Here is a 17058-nt window from a genome sequence, read left to right on the forward strand (position 1 = left end):
TGGGTGAAAGTGGCGCGGGTGGTGCATGGGCCGGTCGGGCACGTCCGGGCGTTGCGGTCGGTGTTCGCGGAGATGGAGTCGGCCCCACTACGGGCGGACGAGGACCTTCAGGCTCTTGCGGCCATCCATATCCCGGTAGCCGGCGGGGACCCCATCGAGGTCGGTGGCGGTGTCGAAGACCCTGCCGGGTTCGATGGTGCCGTCGAGGATGTCGGGCATCAGCTCGTCGATGTAGGCGCGGACGGGTGCGGGGCCGCCGGCAAGGCGGATGTTGTGGCGGAACAGGCTGCCGAAGCCGATCGGGGCCTGTTCGTACTGGGGCACGCCGACGCGGCTGATCACTCCGCCGGGCCTGACGACACCGTAGGCCTGCTGGTAGGCGGGCAGCTGGCCGACGGCCTCCAGGACGACGTGGGAGCCGTGGCCACCGGTGAGGTCGCGCACCTTCGCGATGCCTTCCTCACCGCGTTCGGCGACGACGTCGGTGGCACCGAACTCACGGCCGAGGCCGGTGCGGTCGGCGTGGCGTCCCATGAGGATGATCTGCTCGGCGCCGAGCCGTTTGGCCGAAAGCACGGCCATGAGCCCGACCGCACCGTCTCCGATCACGGTGACCCGGCTGCCCGGGGCCACGCCGCCCATCTTGGCGGCGTGGTAGCCGGTGCCGAACACGTCGGCCAGGGTCAGCAGGGAGGGCATCAGCTCCGAGTCTTCGGCGACGGGCAGTTTCACCAGGGTGCCATCAGCCAGGGGGACGCGGATGGCCTCGGCCTGGCCGCCCTCGTCCGGGACGCCTCCGTCCCAGAAGCCGGCCTCGGGGTGGATGCAGGAGGTGTGCAGGTTCTCGCGGCAGAACTCGCACACGTTGTCCGAGACCGCGAAGGGGGCCACGACCAGGTCGCCCTTTTTCAGGGTGATCACCTCGGGGCCGGTCTCCTCGACGACGCCGATCAGCTCGTGGCCCATCCGGGCCGGTCCGTCGGCCGGGTTCATGGAGTGGTAGGGGTGCAGGTCGGATCCGCAGATGCAGGCCGCGGTGACCCGCACCAGCTCGTCTGTGGGCCGCTTGATGGTCGAATCCGGGACGTCCTCGACGCGGACGTCGCCGGGACCGTACATGAGCGTTGCACGCATGGTTGTTCTCCTTGGTTCTAGGTTTTCTTGTTTGTCGGTGTGGTCCGGCTCTTCGGTGCCGGGCGTCCTGGCGCCCGGCACCCATCGGCGTTTCGCCGGACCCTATCCGACAGGGGTGGCTGGGGCGGCCGCGGTGGTCGTCGGGTCGGTTTCCGGTGCCGGGGCGGTGCAGCGGCGGGCCATCACGGCCAAGGCGGTGGTCGGGACCAGTGCCAAGGCGGCGATGACGGCTCCGACGGCGACGGGACCGATGGGTCCAAGGCCGGAGCCCAGGGCGATGCCGCCGATCCAGGAGGCCACCACGGTGCCGACGTTGAACGCGGCCACACTGAGGGAAGACCCCAGTGTTGGCGCGTGGTCAGCGTAGCGCAGGGCCAACGAGATCAGCACCGGGTTCACGCCCAGTCCGAAGAGTCCGAGGATGGCGATGAGGATGGCCAGGGGGACCGGCGCGCTGGCCAGGAAGCAGATGGCGACCAGCAGGACGGTGGTCGCCGCGGGCGCGACGATGGTGACCAGGTGCGGGTGGGCATCGCCGAGCCGTCCGCCCACGATCGAGCCGATGAGCGATCCGATGCCGAACCCGGCCAGGACCAGCGGGACGAGGCCTACCGGGATACCCGCCTGGTCGGTCAGCAGCGGGGCGACGTAGGAATAGGCGGCGAGGACGCCGCCAGTGGTAGCGGCGCAGGCGGCCAGGGCCAGCCAAAGCCGGCCGGAGCGCAGGGCGGACAGTTCGGTCCGGATCGACACCGGCCGGTCGTGGGTCCCGGCGCGCGGGACGTGACGGACGATCAGGACGCTGGCGGCCAGGGCCAGAACGGCCAGCGCCCAGAAGGTTCCGCGCCAGCCGAGCAGCTGGGCGGCGAAGGCACCCAGCGGCACGCCCAGGACGGTGGCGAGCATGCCACCGGCGTTGACGATGCCCAAGGCGCGGGAGGCCCGTGTGGGGCCGGCGGCCTGGGCGGCGACCACCCCGGCGATGGCCCAGAATGCACCGGTGGCCAGCGCGGTGAGGAACCGTGCCACGAGCAGCACCTCGAAGGTGGAGGCCAGGGCGACGACGACGTGCCCGATCGCGAAGACGACCAGCGCCAACACCAGGCTCAACCGCCGGGGCATGCGCAGGGTGGCCATCGCCATCAGGGGCGCGCCTACGACCATCCCTGCTGCGAACACGGTGATCAGCAACCCGGCCTGGGCCACGCTGACACCCAGGTCGCCGGCCATCTGGGGCAGGATGCCGGCCACGACGAACTCGGTGGTGAGCATCAGGAACGTGCCCAGCGCCAGGATGTAGACCACCAGGGGCAACCGGGATGATCCACCGGCAACCGGCACGGTGGTAGGGGAAGTCGAAGCTTCGTCGACCTGCATGGGGAACCTCGTCACGTCAGGGTTGTTCTTGTCGCTATCCATCACACCCCCATGCGCGGGATTGGAGAAGGTCGAGTTTGTGGGGGTACAAACTCGACCCCCTTCAGTCGAACACCGGCGCGTACCGTGGAAGATATGGACAACCGCGCGGACATCAAGGACTTCCTCGCCAGCCGGCGCGCCAAGCTCACCCCGAACCAGGTCGGCCTGCCCACCAGCAACCGCCGCCGTGTGCCGGGCCTGCGCCGCGAGGAAGTCGCCGTGCTGGCAGGGGTCAGCACCGAGTGGTACACGCGCCTGGAGAAGGGCCACATCGGGGAGATGTCCGAGGAGGTCCTCGCCGCCGTTGCTGACGCGCTGCGCCTCGACGACGACGAACGCGCGTACCTGTTGGATCTGGCCCGGGCCGCCAAGCCGGCGCACCGCAGGGCCACCCGCCGCCGCGAGGCGCCGCTGGCCCCGCAGATGCAGTGGATGCTCGACTCGGTCACGATGTCCGCGGCCTATGTGCGCAACGGCAGACTCGACGTGATTGGCTCCAACGCCCTCGGCCGCGCCCTCCACGCACCGATGTTCCTGAGCCCGAGCACCGCAGGTGGCAGACCAAATTTCGGACGCTACTTCTTCCTCGACGACGGATCCCACGATTTCTTCATCGACTGGGAGGCAGGAGCAGCCGCGACGGTCGCGCTGCTGCGGGCCGAAGCCGGGCGCGAGCCCCACGACAAAGCCCTACGCGAACTCATCGGCGAGCTTTCCACCATGAGCGAGGAATTCCGCACCTACTGGGCTTCCCATGACATCCGCACCCGCCACGACGGCACCAAACGCCTCCAACACCCCGAGATCGGAGAGATCGAGCTCTCCTACCAGTCCGTGGACCTGCCGATGGGCCGGCGCGCCTGGCACGACCTCTCCTTCTACACCGCCGAACCCGGTACCCCCGATGAAGAGCGCCTCAGATTGCTGGCCAGCCTGCACGCTCCGGACCCGCGGACAGCCGCAACCGACCAACAGATGCCGGCAGCAAACAGACCCGAATACCCCGAAAACGGCCGGTAACAGGTGGTGCCATCACCCGACACAATCACCTCGCGATCGTTCAACAGGCCGCGGTACAGATCACTCACTACCCTGACGCCCATCGCACCGAGAGCGGCCAACCGGGTGCCCACAGCGACATGCAATCGCCCCCGGACGTAGCCATAAGGCAAAGAGAATCGATCCCCACCACGGGACGGTGCCCCAAGAAGCAACGTCCCCGCACCCTGACCAATCGGCATGCGCGCGCAATGCCGACACAGAGCAATAACAAAAGACCGCCACGAAGCGATCAAATCCACACCAAGGCTGCACGTCCAACGATTCTTGCCCGTAAGGGGATCCCCTTACGCCAAACGGACGTGGGCGCCCCGCTAGGTTGGCTTAAGTGAGCGACAGACCATCAAGCGAAGAGTGGGAAGAACGCCTAGCCAAGATCCGGGAGGCATTGGGACACTGGCGCGAACGGGTGAAGTTTCTTGACAATGTCGCACCCGGCTCGTCTCTATCGGCGGATGATCAGGTTCACCCTGAAATGCCGTGCAGCCAGCTCGCCTGGTGGGGATTGACCGTCGGCGTGGAGCACTTAGACGGATGCGTAGCGCTGGTGGATCACCAGTTGGAACACGACCGACCGATTCTGCCAGCGGCCACCTTCACCGTGCTGCGGGGGGCCTTGATCGGATCGTCGCAGGCGGCGTTGCTGCTATGTACCCGTAAACGCGAGCAGCGCATCAACTACGGGTTGCGCATTGCTCGGGAGGAATACCTGCAGGCGCTCTACTTTCGAGGCGCCACGGCCGGTCACCCGGCTGTGGCTGAGATGGAGGGCATCGTGACTCCGGACAGTGACTTCTTGGATTGGCCTCAGGAAGGAATTGAGCGCGTGGAGACGCTACTCAAAGCGCGTGGCGTGTCCAGGTCGAACCTGAAGTTGAAAGACACTGACCTCATCAAAGAAGCTGCGAAAGTCGTCCATAGCGGCGAGGATGCTGCCCTGCTCCAGCTGGCTACGGAGATGGAATGGAGGCTCGGTAGTGGCTCCGCTCATGGCCGCCTGTTGATGAACATGCACCGCCCGCAAGGGCATAGCCGAGGTGATGAGGGACGCGTGGCATTTTTCGGCACCGCGAAAGACATGGTCGTCCAACAAATGGCGACGGCCTGGTTCCTCCTCAATGAGGCATGGCGCATGTGGGAGTTGCGAACCACATCGTCAGCGTCCAATTAGACGTTCCCTGAACGCGACGACCAGATCGCGCACCGCCGGAGCAAGCCGGGCCGACCGATCGACTTCGGCGAGCGGCAGCAGGCTCGCTGTCGCGGCCGCAATGTCGTGGAGCGGTGATTCAACCGCCTCAAGCAGTGGTGCCGGATCGCGATGCCCTCGGACAAGACCGTCGGCAGCTACCACGCCGGACTGTGCCTGGTCGCCACCTGCTCCTGGCTCGGCACCGGTGGTCGCGGCACGGCTCAGACGTAGCGGCAGACCTGGTCCGGGCCGCAGGTGTCCGGCCGGACGGGGATGGCCGCCTCGCGTAGCTCGGTGAGGGTGTCGCGCAGGACGGTCAGGCTGCGCAGTTGGTACTCGATCTCCGCTAGGCGCTCATCGAGCAGGTCACGCACGTGCGCGCAGGGCGCCTGCCCGTCATCGCGGATGTCCAGGACCTGCTTGACCTGGGCCAGAGTGAGCCCGGCGGCCTGTCCCCGGCGGATGAAGTCCAGTCGGGACAACACGTCGGGGCGGTAGTCGCGGTAGCCCGCCGGCGTCCGGTCTGGGGCCGGGAGCAGGCCCTGGTCTTCGTAGAACCGCAGCGTCTTGGTGCTGGTGCCCGCCGCGGCGGCGAGTTCCCCGATCCTCATGGCCACCTCACTTCCCGGGGTGACTGGCAAGCCTGCCTTGACCTTCCCCTGTACTGGAAGGTCCATTCTGGTGCTCAGGATGATGTTTCGCCAAGTGATGGAGGTAGCGGTGAGAGGTGAGCGGGTGGACCTGGCGGTGATCGGTTCCGGTGGGGCGGCGTTCTCGGCCGCGATCCGGGCCCGGAACCTGGGCAAGTCGGTGGTGATGATCGAACGGAGCACGGTCGGGGGGACCTGCGTGAACATCGGCTGTGTGCCGTCCAAGGCGCTGATCGCCGCGGCCGCGGCCCGGCACGGGGCCGCCGACGCGCCCGGCCGGTTCCCCGGCATCAGCACCACCGCTGGCCCGGTGGACATGCCGGCACTGATCCAGGCGAAGCAGTCCCTCGTGGAGGGCCTGCGGTCGGACAAGTACGTCGACCTCGCTGCCTCCTACGACTGGCCCATCCGGCCCGGAGAGGCCTCCTTCGCCGGCACCCCGGACGCCCCGGTGCTGCAGGTCACCGGCCCCGACGGGGATACCGCGCTGATCGAAGCCGAGCACTACCTGATCGCCACCGGCGCCCAACCCTGGGTCCCCGACCTCCCGGGGCTGGACCGGGTCGACTACCTGACCTCCACCACCGCGATGGATCTCCCCGAGGTGCCCGAGTCCCTGCTGGTGCTCGGCGGCGGGTACGTCGCCCTGGAGCTGGCCCAGCTCTTCGCCCGGCTCGGCTCGGCGGTGACCATGCTGGTCCGCTCCCGCCTGGCCTCGGCCGAGGAACCCGAGGTCGACCAGATCCTGGGCGAGGTCCTCGCCGAGGAGGGCATCACGGTGATCCGCCGCGCCCAGATCACCGCCCTCATCCAGGACGAGGCCACTGGTGAGGTCACCGCCGCCGCGACCGTGGCCGGCGGTACCGCCCGGTACCGCGCCCAGCGGGTGCTGGTGGCCCTGGGCCGGCGCCCGGTCACCGAGACCCTGAACCTGGACGCGGTCCAGGTCGCCACCGGGGCCGGTGGGCAGATCCTGGTCGATGACTTCCTGGCCACGTCCACCCCGCGGATCTGGGCCGCCGGGGACGTCACCGGCCACCCCGAGTTCGTCTACGTCGCCGCTCAGCACGGGGCGATGGCCGTCGAGAACGCCTTCACCGGCGCCGGGCGCACCGTGGACTACTCCCACCTGCCCCGGGTGACGTTCACCAGCCCGGCCATCGGCGCGGCCGGGCTCACCGAGCACCAGGCCGTGGCGGCCGGCTACCGCTGTAACTGTCGGGTGCTGCCCCTTCAGTACGTGCCCCGGGCCCTGGTCAACCGCGACACCCGCGGGTTTATCAAGGTCGTCATCGACGACGACACCGGTCGCATCCTCGGCCTCACCGCCCTGGCCCAGGACGCCGGCGAACTCGCCGCCGCCGGAGTCTTCCTCCTCGACGCCGGACAGACCTACCAGCACGTCGCCGGAATGTGGGCGCCCTACCTGACCATGGCCGAGGGCATCAAGCTCGCCTGCCAGGCCTTCACCACCGACCCCTCCCAGCTGTCCTGCTGCGCCTAACCCAGCCCCCGGGGCGCCGACGCTGCGTCGTAAGGGGATCCCCCACCGGACAGGTTCACTACGGGGTTCCGCGTAAGTCGATATCGCCTGTGGGCCTTCGGTCGCTGGCGTGCCGCCGGGGTGGATGAGGGTAGGAGACTCTGCCGAGACCACCATGCTGTGCTGCCGCCGGCGCCCGACGCCCCGCGGACTGTGGCCGGGGATTCCTCAGCCCTCCGGGCCGTCCTCGGCCTTTCCGTCTCTTGCGGCCTTGGGGGTCCGCTTCTTCTCCTCCTCGCCGAGGATGAAGAAGGTGGACGCCAGGACGAGGAACGGCAGAGCGGCGCCCCAGCTCTGGGTGAACCCGAACGACACGGCACAGGCGGCGAAGGTGAATGCGATGAACCGATAGGCCAGGACGGAGTTAACGGACTTCTTCGGGCCGACGTCGTCGTGACTCATGTGCTCACACTAACGACTTGACCGGGCGGTTTCGGACAGCGTGGCGATGGCGCCGACAGTACAGCAAGATAGCTCTCGCCGATCCTCCATTGGAGCGCAGTGTGGAAGCGGAAGACGTTGATACGGATGCCACCAGCGCAATGGCGATCTATGTTGGACTCTCACCACTTGCGGGGCGCGCCCAGACTGCGGTGAGCCTGGGGAACACCTCGTATTAGCTGCGCAGCTCAGCGGGATAGGCAGCTGTTGTTGACATCGAGGACGGCAGCTAAGAACGTTGACCGCGTTCCCGAGCCAATTACGTTTCCACCGGTGCCGGGCCGGACTCCAAAAACTCCGGAGCCCGGCCCGTATCTGGCTCAGGCGCGCTCGATGGGAAACCAGATCTCAGACGTCGCCGTGGAGAAATCCGGGGCATGGTCGAGCACCGAGACAACTGACGGACCGGGGCGCAACCGCCACGGGTTGGAGGGGAACCACTCCGTTGCGGACGCTGCATACGCATCCTGCAGAGCGTCCGGGTGGGCACCGGAGGCACGGAAGACCACCCATGTACCCGCGTCCACGTCGATGGTGTCCAGGTCCTCGGGAACCTGGGTCTTGGCGCTGACCGCCACGCCGTGCAGATAGGTCAGTTCACTTCCCTCGGCGTAGTCGGGGTCAAGATCAGCACTGACCTGCAACAGCCCCGAAGGGTCGGTGTTGCTGAGACCCTTGAGACGTTCGTGCTCAGTAGCGGGCAGAGACGCGATGTGCCGCTGAATGTGCGGGTTGACGCCCTCGTGGATCAGCGGCACACGAGCAGCGTGGCCGATCAAGCGGAAACGGGGTCGTTCAACGATTCGGGCATCCATGGGAATGCTCCCTTCGACGGTCAGGCGAAACCTGAGTAGCGGTTGACTATGAAGGGGGCCACCATGGCGGCGGACGAAACCGTGACTCACCCCATGGACGGAACGAAACGCCCGCCCGAAGGCTTCAGTCGAACCGTAGCCATAGCGCACGGCGATGGTGAGCAGATCCTCATCCCCGACGACATCGGCTGCAGCGACGGTCATACGCCGGCGCCGGACGTAGTCGGACACCGGCATTCCGGCCAGCGACGAGAACATGCGACGCGCGTGGTAGCCCGTCGTTCCCATCGCTGCGGCGAGTGCGTCGATGTCCAATTCGTCACCGAGGTGCTGCTCGATTTCATCAACGAGGCGGTTAAGGATCCCTATCATGGTCGCTCCCTTCACCGTCCACCCTCGTCGACGCGCGATCTTCCCGCCCGACTTCTCCGGTTCGATTCTGTCGGATCAGCACTGTGATCTCGCCTGGGCGGGGGCACCAGCTTCTTCCATCGTCCGTGCGGCCATGACCCGTAAGCCGAACGGCTTACGGCGCCCGTTCGCTGGGGCCGGTGAAGGCTGCATGTGCGACGGTTCTTGCCCGTAAGCGGATCCACTTCCGGCACAGCCGCAGCAGACGTTTTGAGCACCAAGCCCCGCCCCAGACAGGGTTCCCCATACGAAAACTGCCGCGATGAACTCATCACCTCGGATCAATCAGTAGAGCCCACCCTTCTCCAGAACTCGGTGGATATCGTCGGTCGTGACCCGTGCCAGAGCCGCTACCTTGGGCACTAAGATTCCCGTAGTTACGGCTTCCTTCACGAGCGAGGACAGTTCTCGTTCGGCCGCACGCATCGCCTCTTGGGCCAGCAACGCGCGCTCCGCGCTTACTTCGAGCCGAGCTTCAATCGCCTCGACGGCCGTATTACGCTCTGGCGGATCCTCCGGAGTCTCGAACTCCCAATCACTCATGGACTCTCCTCCTGTCATGCAGCCGTATCACCGGAGGCAACGATGCTATGTGTGTCTTCCCCAGAGCCTTTCAGAGCGACTTCGGGAGAAACGGGAAACGCGGCCCGGACAAGGTCAAGGAGTGCAGGAGTCGTCGGGCAGAGAATTCCAGCACCACTGAGCGATCCTGCTCCGAACACGCTCCATGACGCCTTGGCAGTGATAGCACGTCTGTGGCTTTCAGAGCCTGCTCTCGGCGTACCGGGATATAGCCGTCAAGGTTGACATTGAGCGGCCCGGTCTAGGCCTACCGCGGTGTGCTCGGGTCTATTTCAGATGAAGCATGAGCGTCGACCCGTCGCCGCTTGTCCGCCGACAGGATGCCATCACGCACACCGGCGCGAATCACTCCGTAGAGCACGTAGAAGAAGATCGCGGCAAAGACGACGTAGAGGACCAAGCCAGTGACGTTTCCCATGATCAGAGGTTACCTTCGAGTGCTCCGGACCTAACGGCGATGGGAGCCAACCGTGTCGATGCTGTGCCGGCCTGGGATCGACCACCGGTCACGTGTTTGGTTCATACTCGGTGTATGCGATTTGCCGGAGTTCTCCCCGAAGACGCACCCGACCCCCGCGACAAGTTCGCTGAGCAACTCAAGCTCCTACCCATCCCCGTACTGGGCTTTGCGCCGCAACCCTCCCTGGAGGACGCGGGCGACGTCGCCTTCACAAGCAGCCAGGATGAACGCGGATACAGCATGATGGCCGCCAGCATCACCTACACCCTCTGGCGAAACCCGCACGACCATTCCGACCCGATCAACCTGGCCGAGCTCGACGAACCGACGCGGCGGGCGCTCGACGAAGTACCGCCTTGGCCCCGCCCGGCGTGGTTGGTCGAGCAGGTGCAGCAACGGCGATACCCCCAGCTATGGGAGGCCGTACGGACCACATGGCACCGCGAACCCTCGGAGCGTTCTACCGTGAGACACCTGCTGGCCGGCCACGCCCGCTACATCCTCGTCAACCAGTACCGGCGGGAGCTGGGGCTGAGCGAGAACCCGGCCGACCAGGGCCCCTCCGAAGGCCCCAGCCCGGTAGTGACCGGTCGGACCAACCTCCTCATCAACGGTGTTGAAGTCCCCGGCGTGGAAGTAGGTGCCGACCCGTTGGTGTATGGCCTCGGCGCAGAACTCCCCGACGGCGGCGTGGTGACCGCCGTACTTCCCCGCGCCGAGCTGAAGCACCTCCAACTCCACTTCACGACACGCAACTAACAACCGCGCCCGAGACTGTCTGCATGAATCGAAACCAGAGTCTCAACGCGTCCCGTCTCGGTTGGGGACGCTTTCCGGCTCATCGGCCGCCCGCCGCCACCGGTGACCGCTGGATGACTTATGCGAGGCCTCGTGTGTGGCCGACGGGGACCGGGCTGGCGTGCAGTTGGTAGGCCAGGGCCGGGTCCAGCTGCGGTGCTGCCGGTGACTGTCCCGCGGACGCGGTGGCCTCCGACGTTGGCGCGGGTTCGGCACCTGGGGAGGGGGCCGTGGCGCGGTGGTAGACGTCGCCGGTGACGGTGGTCCCGGCCGGGATCGTCGTCGTCGCTGGGGTCTCGGGTGTGGCCTCGGGGACCGAGGCCAGCCGCAACGCGGTGAGCGCGACCGGTTGATCCACCACGGTGGCGTGCCCGCCGCTGTGGGCGGGGATGCGCAGGGTGTCCCCGGCGGCGGTGTCGACCACGAGTTGGTTGACGGTGATCCGTCGTCCCATGGCCCCGGTCTTGTGCTCCTGCTCCACCCCGGCCAGTCGCCCGGGGATGAGTCCGCCGGCCAGCTCGCCCTTGCTGGGCAGGTCGAGCAGGACGTGTTGGCCAGTCGGTTCCTGTTGGGCCAGGTCCCGCAGCCCCATTCGGGGCGGCAGGTCCGCCTCGGGGCGGGCGAGGGTCAGGAGTTCGTGGCCGGTCAGGGCCCCGTGGGTGCGGTCCAGGACGGTGACCTCGGACTCGGAGCGTTTCTTTCCCTCCCCGGTGACGTTCTCGTTGCGGTACCTCAGGTTGAGGGTGGTGTCGCCGCTGATGCCGGTGATGGCGACGGGTTCGCGGGTTTGTGCGTGGTTGTCGATGTCGGTGGCGGCCACGACGTCTCCGGGGCGTAGGTCCTCGATGGTCACCGTGAACCGGGCCGCGCCGTACAGCTGAGTCTTCTGGTCCTCGGTGAGCCGCAGTGGGGGAGTGGTCTTCCATTCGCGGGATTCGACGCGCCAGGGGGTGGACTCGCGGATGCGTCCGGTGTCGGGGCTGAGGGCCACGGGGCGGTAGCTGCCGTAGCCGGAGGTTTCCATGCGGACGACGTCTCCGGCGTAGCCGAAGTGCTCGATGTCCTCGCCCAGGATCTCGCCGGGCAGGAAGTCGTGGGCGGTGCGCTGCTTGGCCTTGGCGGCCGCGGCGGCCTGTTCGGCGGCGATCTTCTCAGGGCTGGTGGCATCCACCAGGATGATGCCCGGTCCGGTCTCCAGGTCGTGGACCCGGATCCGTTCCCCGGAGTCCGTTTGGAGGTACTGTCGATCGGCCATGGTGCCCTCGACGATTCCCCCGTCCCGGTCCTGCACGCGGACCCGGACCCCGGCCTGACTGGGGACCTGCCAGAGGTGGTCCACCCGCCGGTGCCGGGTGGTGTCCAGCTCCAGCATCTCCTTCTCCACGGGCCCCAGTTGGTCGGACATCCGGGCGATCAGCGTGCCCGAGCGCAGCACGGAGAACGCCGGGGTCGCCGTGGTCAGGCCCGTGGGCCGGTCCTCTTCGGCCGGCCAGCACACCGCGTGGGTACGCTCGGAGTCCTCGTCCGTGTGGATCCCGACTCGCCAGTAGGCCTTGCCGACGTTCCACACATCGCCCTCGCGGTGGTCGGTGCGTTCCAGGTCGCCCAGCTTGGCCAGCTGCTGGCCGGTGAGCTCGACCGGGGTCTCGTCGGTCCCGTCGGTGGTGGGGGCCATGTCTTCGGCCAGCTCGGCGGCCTCGCGTTTGAGGTTCTCGAGTTCATCGGCGTGCTCGAAGGGCTGGGTGAGTGCCTGTTCCACGGCGGGGATGTTCTCGGTGAGCTTGGTCAGTTCGGCCCGGCGGCGGGTGAGTTCCCCGCCCAGGCCGGCGACGAAGGCCTCGGCGGACTGGATAGCGGACCTCGGTCCCATGTCCTCGCCGGTGAGTTTGGGGACCGGCCAGGATTTGTGCACCGAGGGCAGGCTCATCGGGACCAGCTGCACGGTGTTCCCTGAGCGCATCACGCCGAGGGCCACCCCGCCGAGGGTGCCGAGCGGTTCGGGGTCGGTGGCGTCGAGGAAGTCCAGGCGGTCGGTGCGAATCGCCTCACGGCGCAGCGCGGCGGCGATGACCTGCCCGGCGGCCATCCGCTCGGAGGTGCCCGTTCCGTCGGGGCGGGTGAACCGGAAGCGGTCCGCCTCGGTGGAGGTGACGGCCTCGGTGACGGCCTCCAGCCGCGGGAGCATCTGCCCCAGGTGCTGGACGCGGGTCTGGTTCATGCGCAGCTCGGCCCGGGTCGCGGAGCGTTGGCCCCGCCAGGAGGCCTGAAGGCTGGTGAGCTGTTCGATGCGCATCTGCAGGGTCGCCAGCTGCTCGATCCTCGGGTCGCCGGAGAGTTCGGCGGCGGCCTTGGAAGCACTGAACTCCAGGTCCGCCACCGCGTCCTCAACCTCCCGGCCGGCCGTCTCGCCGCGTTTCATCTGGCCGATGAAGCGCGCCTTGCGGGCGATCATGTCCCAGCTGGCCACGTCGAAGGTCTGCTCCGTGGCGTAGGAGTAGATCTCCACCTGAGCGTTCTGGTTGCCCTGCCGGATGATCCGGCCCTCGCGCTGTTCCAGGTCGGCCGGCCGCCAGGGGCAGTCCACGTGGTGCAGGGCGATGGCCCGGCGCTGGATGTTCGTGCCGGTGCCCATCTTCGCCGTGGACCCGATGATCACCGAGAGTTGGCCGTCCCGGGCCTGGGTGAACATCTCCTGGCGGGCCTCGTCGGTGGCGGCGTCGTGGATGAACGCGATCCGCTCCGGGGCCATGCCGCGGGCCACGAGCTGGTCGCGCAGCTCATGATAGATGTTCCACTGGTCCTCCCGCGGGGTGGACTGGTCGCAGAACACGATCTGCAACCCGCCAGTCACCTCGGAGACCTCCCCGGTGCCGGTCGTGTACTGGTGGTCGCCGGTGCGTTCGTGGACCTCCATGACCTGTTCGGCCACGGCGACGGCGCGGCCGCCGTCGGAGTCGGGGTCCAGGCCGACGAGGCGGCCGTCGAGGGCGACCTTCCTGCCGTCGCCCATGATCTTGAGCATGTTGTCCGCCCCGGCTTCGGGGAACCCGGAGAGCTGGTCGATCCGGTCGGCGAGGTCGGTGATGTACTCGCGGACCTGGTCGGAGGGTTCGCGGCGCAGCAGGATCCGGTCGCCACCGAGCACGGTGGGCAGGGTGGCCTCCAGCTGGTCGCGCTGCACGGTGTCGGTGAAGGTCCGGTTCAGGCCCGTGAGCTCGGGCATGTTCACGTACCGGCCGATCTTAGTGACCTGGTCGAAGCCGTCCCCGGTCATCTTCGGCTTCAACGTCGTCTGGGACTTCGTGAACTGCTGACCCCAGGCGGTGACCGTGTCCACGGAGGCCGCCTCGAGGAGGTCGGGGCGCAGGTAGTGCTGCATCACCCACATCTCCGACATGGAGTTGGACACCGGGGTGCCGGTGGCGAAGGTCGCCACCGCCGGCAGATACGTGGACGTGGCCACCCCGGCGCGCTGCGCGGAGAGCATCTTGCGTTCGCGTAGGGCGCGGAGCTTGAAGTCCAGGTCGGTGGCCCGGTTCGAGCCCTGGCAGGCCAGCTCGCCCAGATCGGAGGAGCGGGCGAGGTTCTTGTAGTGGTGGGCTTCGTCCACGAACAGGTAGTCGATGCCGGTCTCCTCGAAGGTGATGCCCGGGTCGGTGATCCGGGTGGCCTTGTCGTAGGCGGCCTGGACACGCTTCTTGGCGGCCTCGACCCGTTTGACCGACATCCCCGCCTCGGAGTCCCTGATCAGCTCGTCCAGTTCGGTGAGTTGTTCTTTCAGCCATTCGGCGCGTTTGGCCGGGTCGATCTCGACGCGTTCGAACACGGTCTGGGGCATGATGATCGCGTCCCAGTCCCCGGCGGCGGCCATCGCCATCCAGTCCCGGCGCTGGGACGGGTTCAGCCCGGTCGGCACCGCGAGCACGTTGGCGTCCGGGTACCACTCGACGAACTCGCGGTTGATCTGCTCCACCAGGTGGTTCGGCACGACCATGGCGGGGCGGTGGGCGATGCCGGTGCGGCGTAGCTCCATGGCGGCCATGACCATGGTGCCGGTCTTGCCGGCCCCGACCACGTGGTCCAGCAGCACGGCCGGTTCGTTCACGGCCCGGGCCACGGCCGAGCGCTGGTAGGTGTACGGGGTGCGTTCGGCCTCCAGCCCGGGCAGTTCCAGCCGCTGGCCCATCTGGTCGTAGTCCGGGGCGACCAGCGAGTTGAACGCCTCGTTGTACAACCCCTGCAGTCGGGCCGCGCGGGTCGGGTCCTCGGTGACCCAGTTGTTGAACCGCTCCCGGAGGGCCTCGACCTTCTCCCTCGCGGCGGTGGTCGCGGCCTCGTCCTTGCGGTAGGTCCCGTCGGCGTCCTTCTCCCGGACCACCACGGACTTATAGTTCATGGTCGCGGCCAGCAGGGCGGCCGGGGTGCGCTTGTTCGTGCCCCACTGATAGCGCACGCCAGGCGAGAACCCGCCCTTGGGAGAGGAGATCTCCCAGGCCTCGACGGCCGGGTTGAACTTGACCTCGGTGGCGACCTCGAAGGTGTCCCGGACGAAGTCCTCGTAGATGCCCTGCGGGACCCAGTGCACGCCGGGGTTGACCACGACGTCGCGGATGTCCACGTCCGCCGGCAACACCGCCTCCAACGCGGCCACGTTCACCGCGTACTCCCCGCCGTTCGCCACAGCTACTTGGGCGGCGGCGAGCTTGGCGCGGACGTTGCCGGACAGGTAGGCGACCTTCGGGGTCAGCACCCCGGACTCGGGATCGGTGAACACGTGCCCGGCCATCTGGGCTTCGGCCTCGTCGGCGTCCACCCCGAGCAGCCCGGCCACCCGGTCCACGTCCACGGTGCGGGTCTCGTCCAGGCTGATCGCGATGGCGTCCTGAACGGACTCGGCCCGCTCGGGCCGGGGCCGGTACTCGATGACGTCTCGGGTCAGCAGGGCGGCCGGCTCGGCGGTCTGCTCCTGCTCGTCGAACACCTCGCAGGCGCGCAGCAGACCCAGCTTCGGGTCCCCGGCCAAAAACTCCAGGTGCGGCTGGCGCCGGGCGGTCAGGGTCTTTTCCGTGGCCTGCTCCTGCCATTCGGCGGCCAGCTCATCCGGAATGGGGACCTCGGAGCGGTCCATCTCCCCGTCCTCGGGCAAGGTGGCCCGCCACTCGGCTTCGAGTTCTTTCACCCGTTGGCGCAGTTCGGCCGCACTCGGTGTCTTCCAGATGTCCTCGGATCGGTTGATCGGCCCATAGGCGTTCATGTACTGCTGCCAGCCCGACCGTAACTTCTCCCGCGCGGCCTCGGCGGCCTCTTGGCCCTGTCCCTCGGACTGGGTGCGCATGACCTGAACCGCTTGGTCGCGCAGCACCAGCAGGGCGCGGGCCTCCACGGCCCGAGCGCGGGTGACCTTAACCGGGGCCCACTCCAGTTGCGCCCCGTACCGGACGAAGCCCTGCGTGGCCGGGTCGAAGCGGACGTGGCCCACGGCGGCCTCGGCCACCGGCGGGAAGTGCAACCCCGGGGCGTGCTCGACGGGTCGCGGGTCGGGGGAGTAGCCCAGGCCGTGGGCGGCGGCCTCATCGACCACCGCACCCAACCGCTCCGCAAGCAGCGCGGAGAGGTCCCCGGTGGGTGGGTCCACGCGGTAGGACATCCCGCCCCACGGGTCCGATGCGGCGCGCAGGGTACCGAGCACGTTCTCCGGGTGGTCCCGGAAGTACGCAGAGGCGGGCACCTGGTGGACCTCCCCGTCGCGGTCGGGAGCCTCTATCACCGCGGGCTCCACCCAGGCGGCGACCGCGTCCTGGTCGATCGTGGCCCCGGGTTCGCGGCGCCGGAAGATCAGTACATCGGTCTTCACGTCCGTGCCGGCACTGTCCTGCATGGCCCCGTTGGGCAGCCGGACTGCGCCGACCAGGTCGGCGTAGCGGGCGAACTCGCGGCGGGCCGAGGCCCGCTGGGCGTCCATCGTCCAGGTGGAGGTCATCACCGCCACATACCCGCCTGGGGCGGTGAGCCGCAGGGACTTGGCGATGAAGTAGTTGTGGATCGACAGGTTCTGCCCGTTGTACCGGGCATCGGCCACCGGGAACGAGCCGAAGGGGACGTTGCCGACCACGGCGTGGAAACTGTCCTCACCCAGGCGGACCTGCTCGAACCCGGCCGCGTGGACCTCGTGGGAGGGATGAAGGTGGGCGGCGATGCGCGCCGTCGTGGCATCCAGCTCCACCCCGACCATGTCAGTGCCGGCAGGGGCCTGGCCGATGAACTCCCCGGACCCGCACCCCGGCTCCAGCACCCGGCCCCCGGTGAACCCGGCCCGGGACAGTGCCCCCCAGATGGCTTGGGCGTGGGCGGGGTCGGTGTAGTGGGCGTTCAGGGTGGTGGCCTTGGCCTGCTCCCATCCCTCCGGGCCCAGCAACTCGCGCACCATGGCCCGGTCCTCGGCTGAGATGGTCTCGGCGGTGTCGTCGAAGACCTCCGGCAGCGCTCCCCAACTGGACCACCGGGAGAGCTCGTCCTGGTCCTGCATGGTGGCGTACCGTCCGGCGTCCTCGACC

At 68.0% G+C, this 17058-nt stretch carries 12 protein-coding genes; 4 read left to right on the plus strand and 8 right to left on the minus strand.

Going from position 1 to position 17058, the window contains the following annotated elements; genetic code table 11:
- Positions 1 to 87: 87 nt before the first annotated feature.
- Entirely contained in the window at positions 88 to 1134 is a 1047-nt protein-coding gene (locus C8E99_RS00285) for a zinc-binding dehydrogenase (RefSeq protein WP_115930595.1), read from the minus strand.
- A gap of 102 nt (positions 1135 to 1236) precedes the next feature.
- Positions 1237 to 2511 (minus strand): MFS transporter, encoded by a 1275-nt coding sequence (locus C8E99_RS00290; protein WP_115933092.1) that lies wholly within the window; start codon positions 2509 to 2511, stop codon positions 1237 to 1239.
- 135 nt (positions 2512 to 2646) lie between these two features.
- Between C8E99_RS00290 and C8E99_RS00295 the strand changes: the two genes are divergently transcribed.
- Entirely contained in the window at positions 2647 to 3573 is a 927-nt protein-coding gene (locus C8E99_RS00295) for a helix-turn-helix transcriptional regulator (RefSeq protein ID WP_115930596.1), read from the plus strand.
- A 367-nt stretch (positions 3574 to 3940) separates the two neighbouring features.
- Positions 3941 to 4783 (plus strand): hypothetical protein, encoded by an 843-nt coding sequence (locus C8E99_RS00300; RefSeq protein ID WP_147301140.1) that lies wholly within the window; start codon positions 3941 to 3943, stop codon positions 4781 to 4783.
- A gap of 242 nt (positions 4784 to 5025) precedes the next feature.
- Here C8E99_RS00300 and C8E99_RS00305 read toward each other — a convergent pair whose 3' ends face one another.
- Complete coding sequence (locus tag C8E99_RS00305) at positions 5026 to 5415, minus strand: heavy metal-responsive transcriptional regulator (RefSeq protein WP_115930598.1); 390 nt, start codon at positions 5413 to 5415, stop codon at positions 5026 to 5028.
- A 97-nt stretch (positions 5416 to 5512) separates the two neighbouring features.
- Between C8E99_RS00305 and merA the strand changes: the two genes are divergently transcribed.
- On the plus strand, positions 5513 to 6958 hold the full coding sequence (gene merA / locus C8E99_RS00310) for a mercury(II) reductase (RefSeq protein ID WP_115930599.1): 1446 nt from the start codon (positions 5513 to 5515) through the stop codon (positions 6956 to 6958).
- A 207-nt stretch (positions 6959 to 7165) separates the two neighbouring features.
- Here the strand turns inward: merA and C8E99_RS00315 are convergent, their stop codons facing one another.
- The 4 genes from C8E99_RS00315 to C8E99_RS15805 form a co-directional block, all read right to left on the minus strand.
- The gene (locus tag C8E99_RS00315; protein ID WP_115930600.1) at positions 7166 to 7399 is read right to left on the minus strand and encodes a hypothetical protein; all 234 of its coding nucleotides are present in this window, start codon (positions 7397 to 7399) and stop codon (positions 7166 to 7168) included.
- A gap of 359 nt (positions 7400 to 7758) precedes the next feature.
- Positions 7759 to 8625 carry an AraC family transcriptional regulator gene (locus C8E99_RS00320; RefSeq protein WP_115930601.1) on the minus strand — a complete coding sequence of 289 codons (867 nt, stop codon included), beginning with the start codon at positions 8623 to 8625 and terminating at the stop codon, positions 7759 to 7761.
- Between the two features lie 324 nt (positions 8626 to 8949).
- Positions 8950 to 9207, minus strand: a complete 258-nt coding sequence (locus C8E99_RS00325) for a hypothetical protein (protein WP_115930602.1) — start codon at positions 9205 to 9207, stop codon at positions 8950 to 8952.
- Between the two features lie 286 nt (positions 9208 to 9493).
- Positions 9494 to 9664 carry a hypothetical protein gene (locus C8E99_RS15805; RefSeq protein WP_170144492.1) on the minus strand — a complete coding sequence of 57 codons (171 nt, stop codon included), beginning with the start codon at positions 9662 to 9664 and terminating at the stop codon, positions 9494 to 9496.
- A 114-nt stretch (positions 9665 to 9778) separates the two neighbouring features.
- Between C8E99_RS15805 and C8E99_RS00330 the strand changes: the two genes are divergently transcribed.
- Positions 9779 to 10465, plus strand: coding sequence for a hypothetical protein (locus C8E99_RS00330; protein WP_115930603.1), 687 nt, complete (start codon positions 9779 to 9781; stop codon positions 10463 to 10465).
- A 118-nt stretch (positions 10466 to 10583) separates the two neighbouring features.
- Here C8E99_RS00330 and C8E99_RS00335 read toward each other — a convergent pair whose 3' ends face one another.
- Positions 10584 to 17030, minus strand: coding sequence for a helicase-related protein (locus C8E99_RS00335; protein ID WP_115930604.1), 6447 nt, complete (start codon positions 17028 to 17030; stop codon positions 10584 to 10586).
- Between the last annotated feature and the right edge of the window lie 28 nt (positions 17031 to 17058).

This window comes from Citricoccus muralis (genome assembly GCF_003386075.1).
GTDB classification, from domain to species: Bacteria; Actinomycetota; Actinomycetes; order Actinomycetales; family Micrococcaceae; genus Citricoccus; species Citricoccus muralis.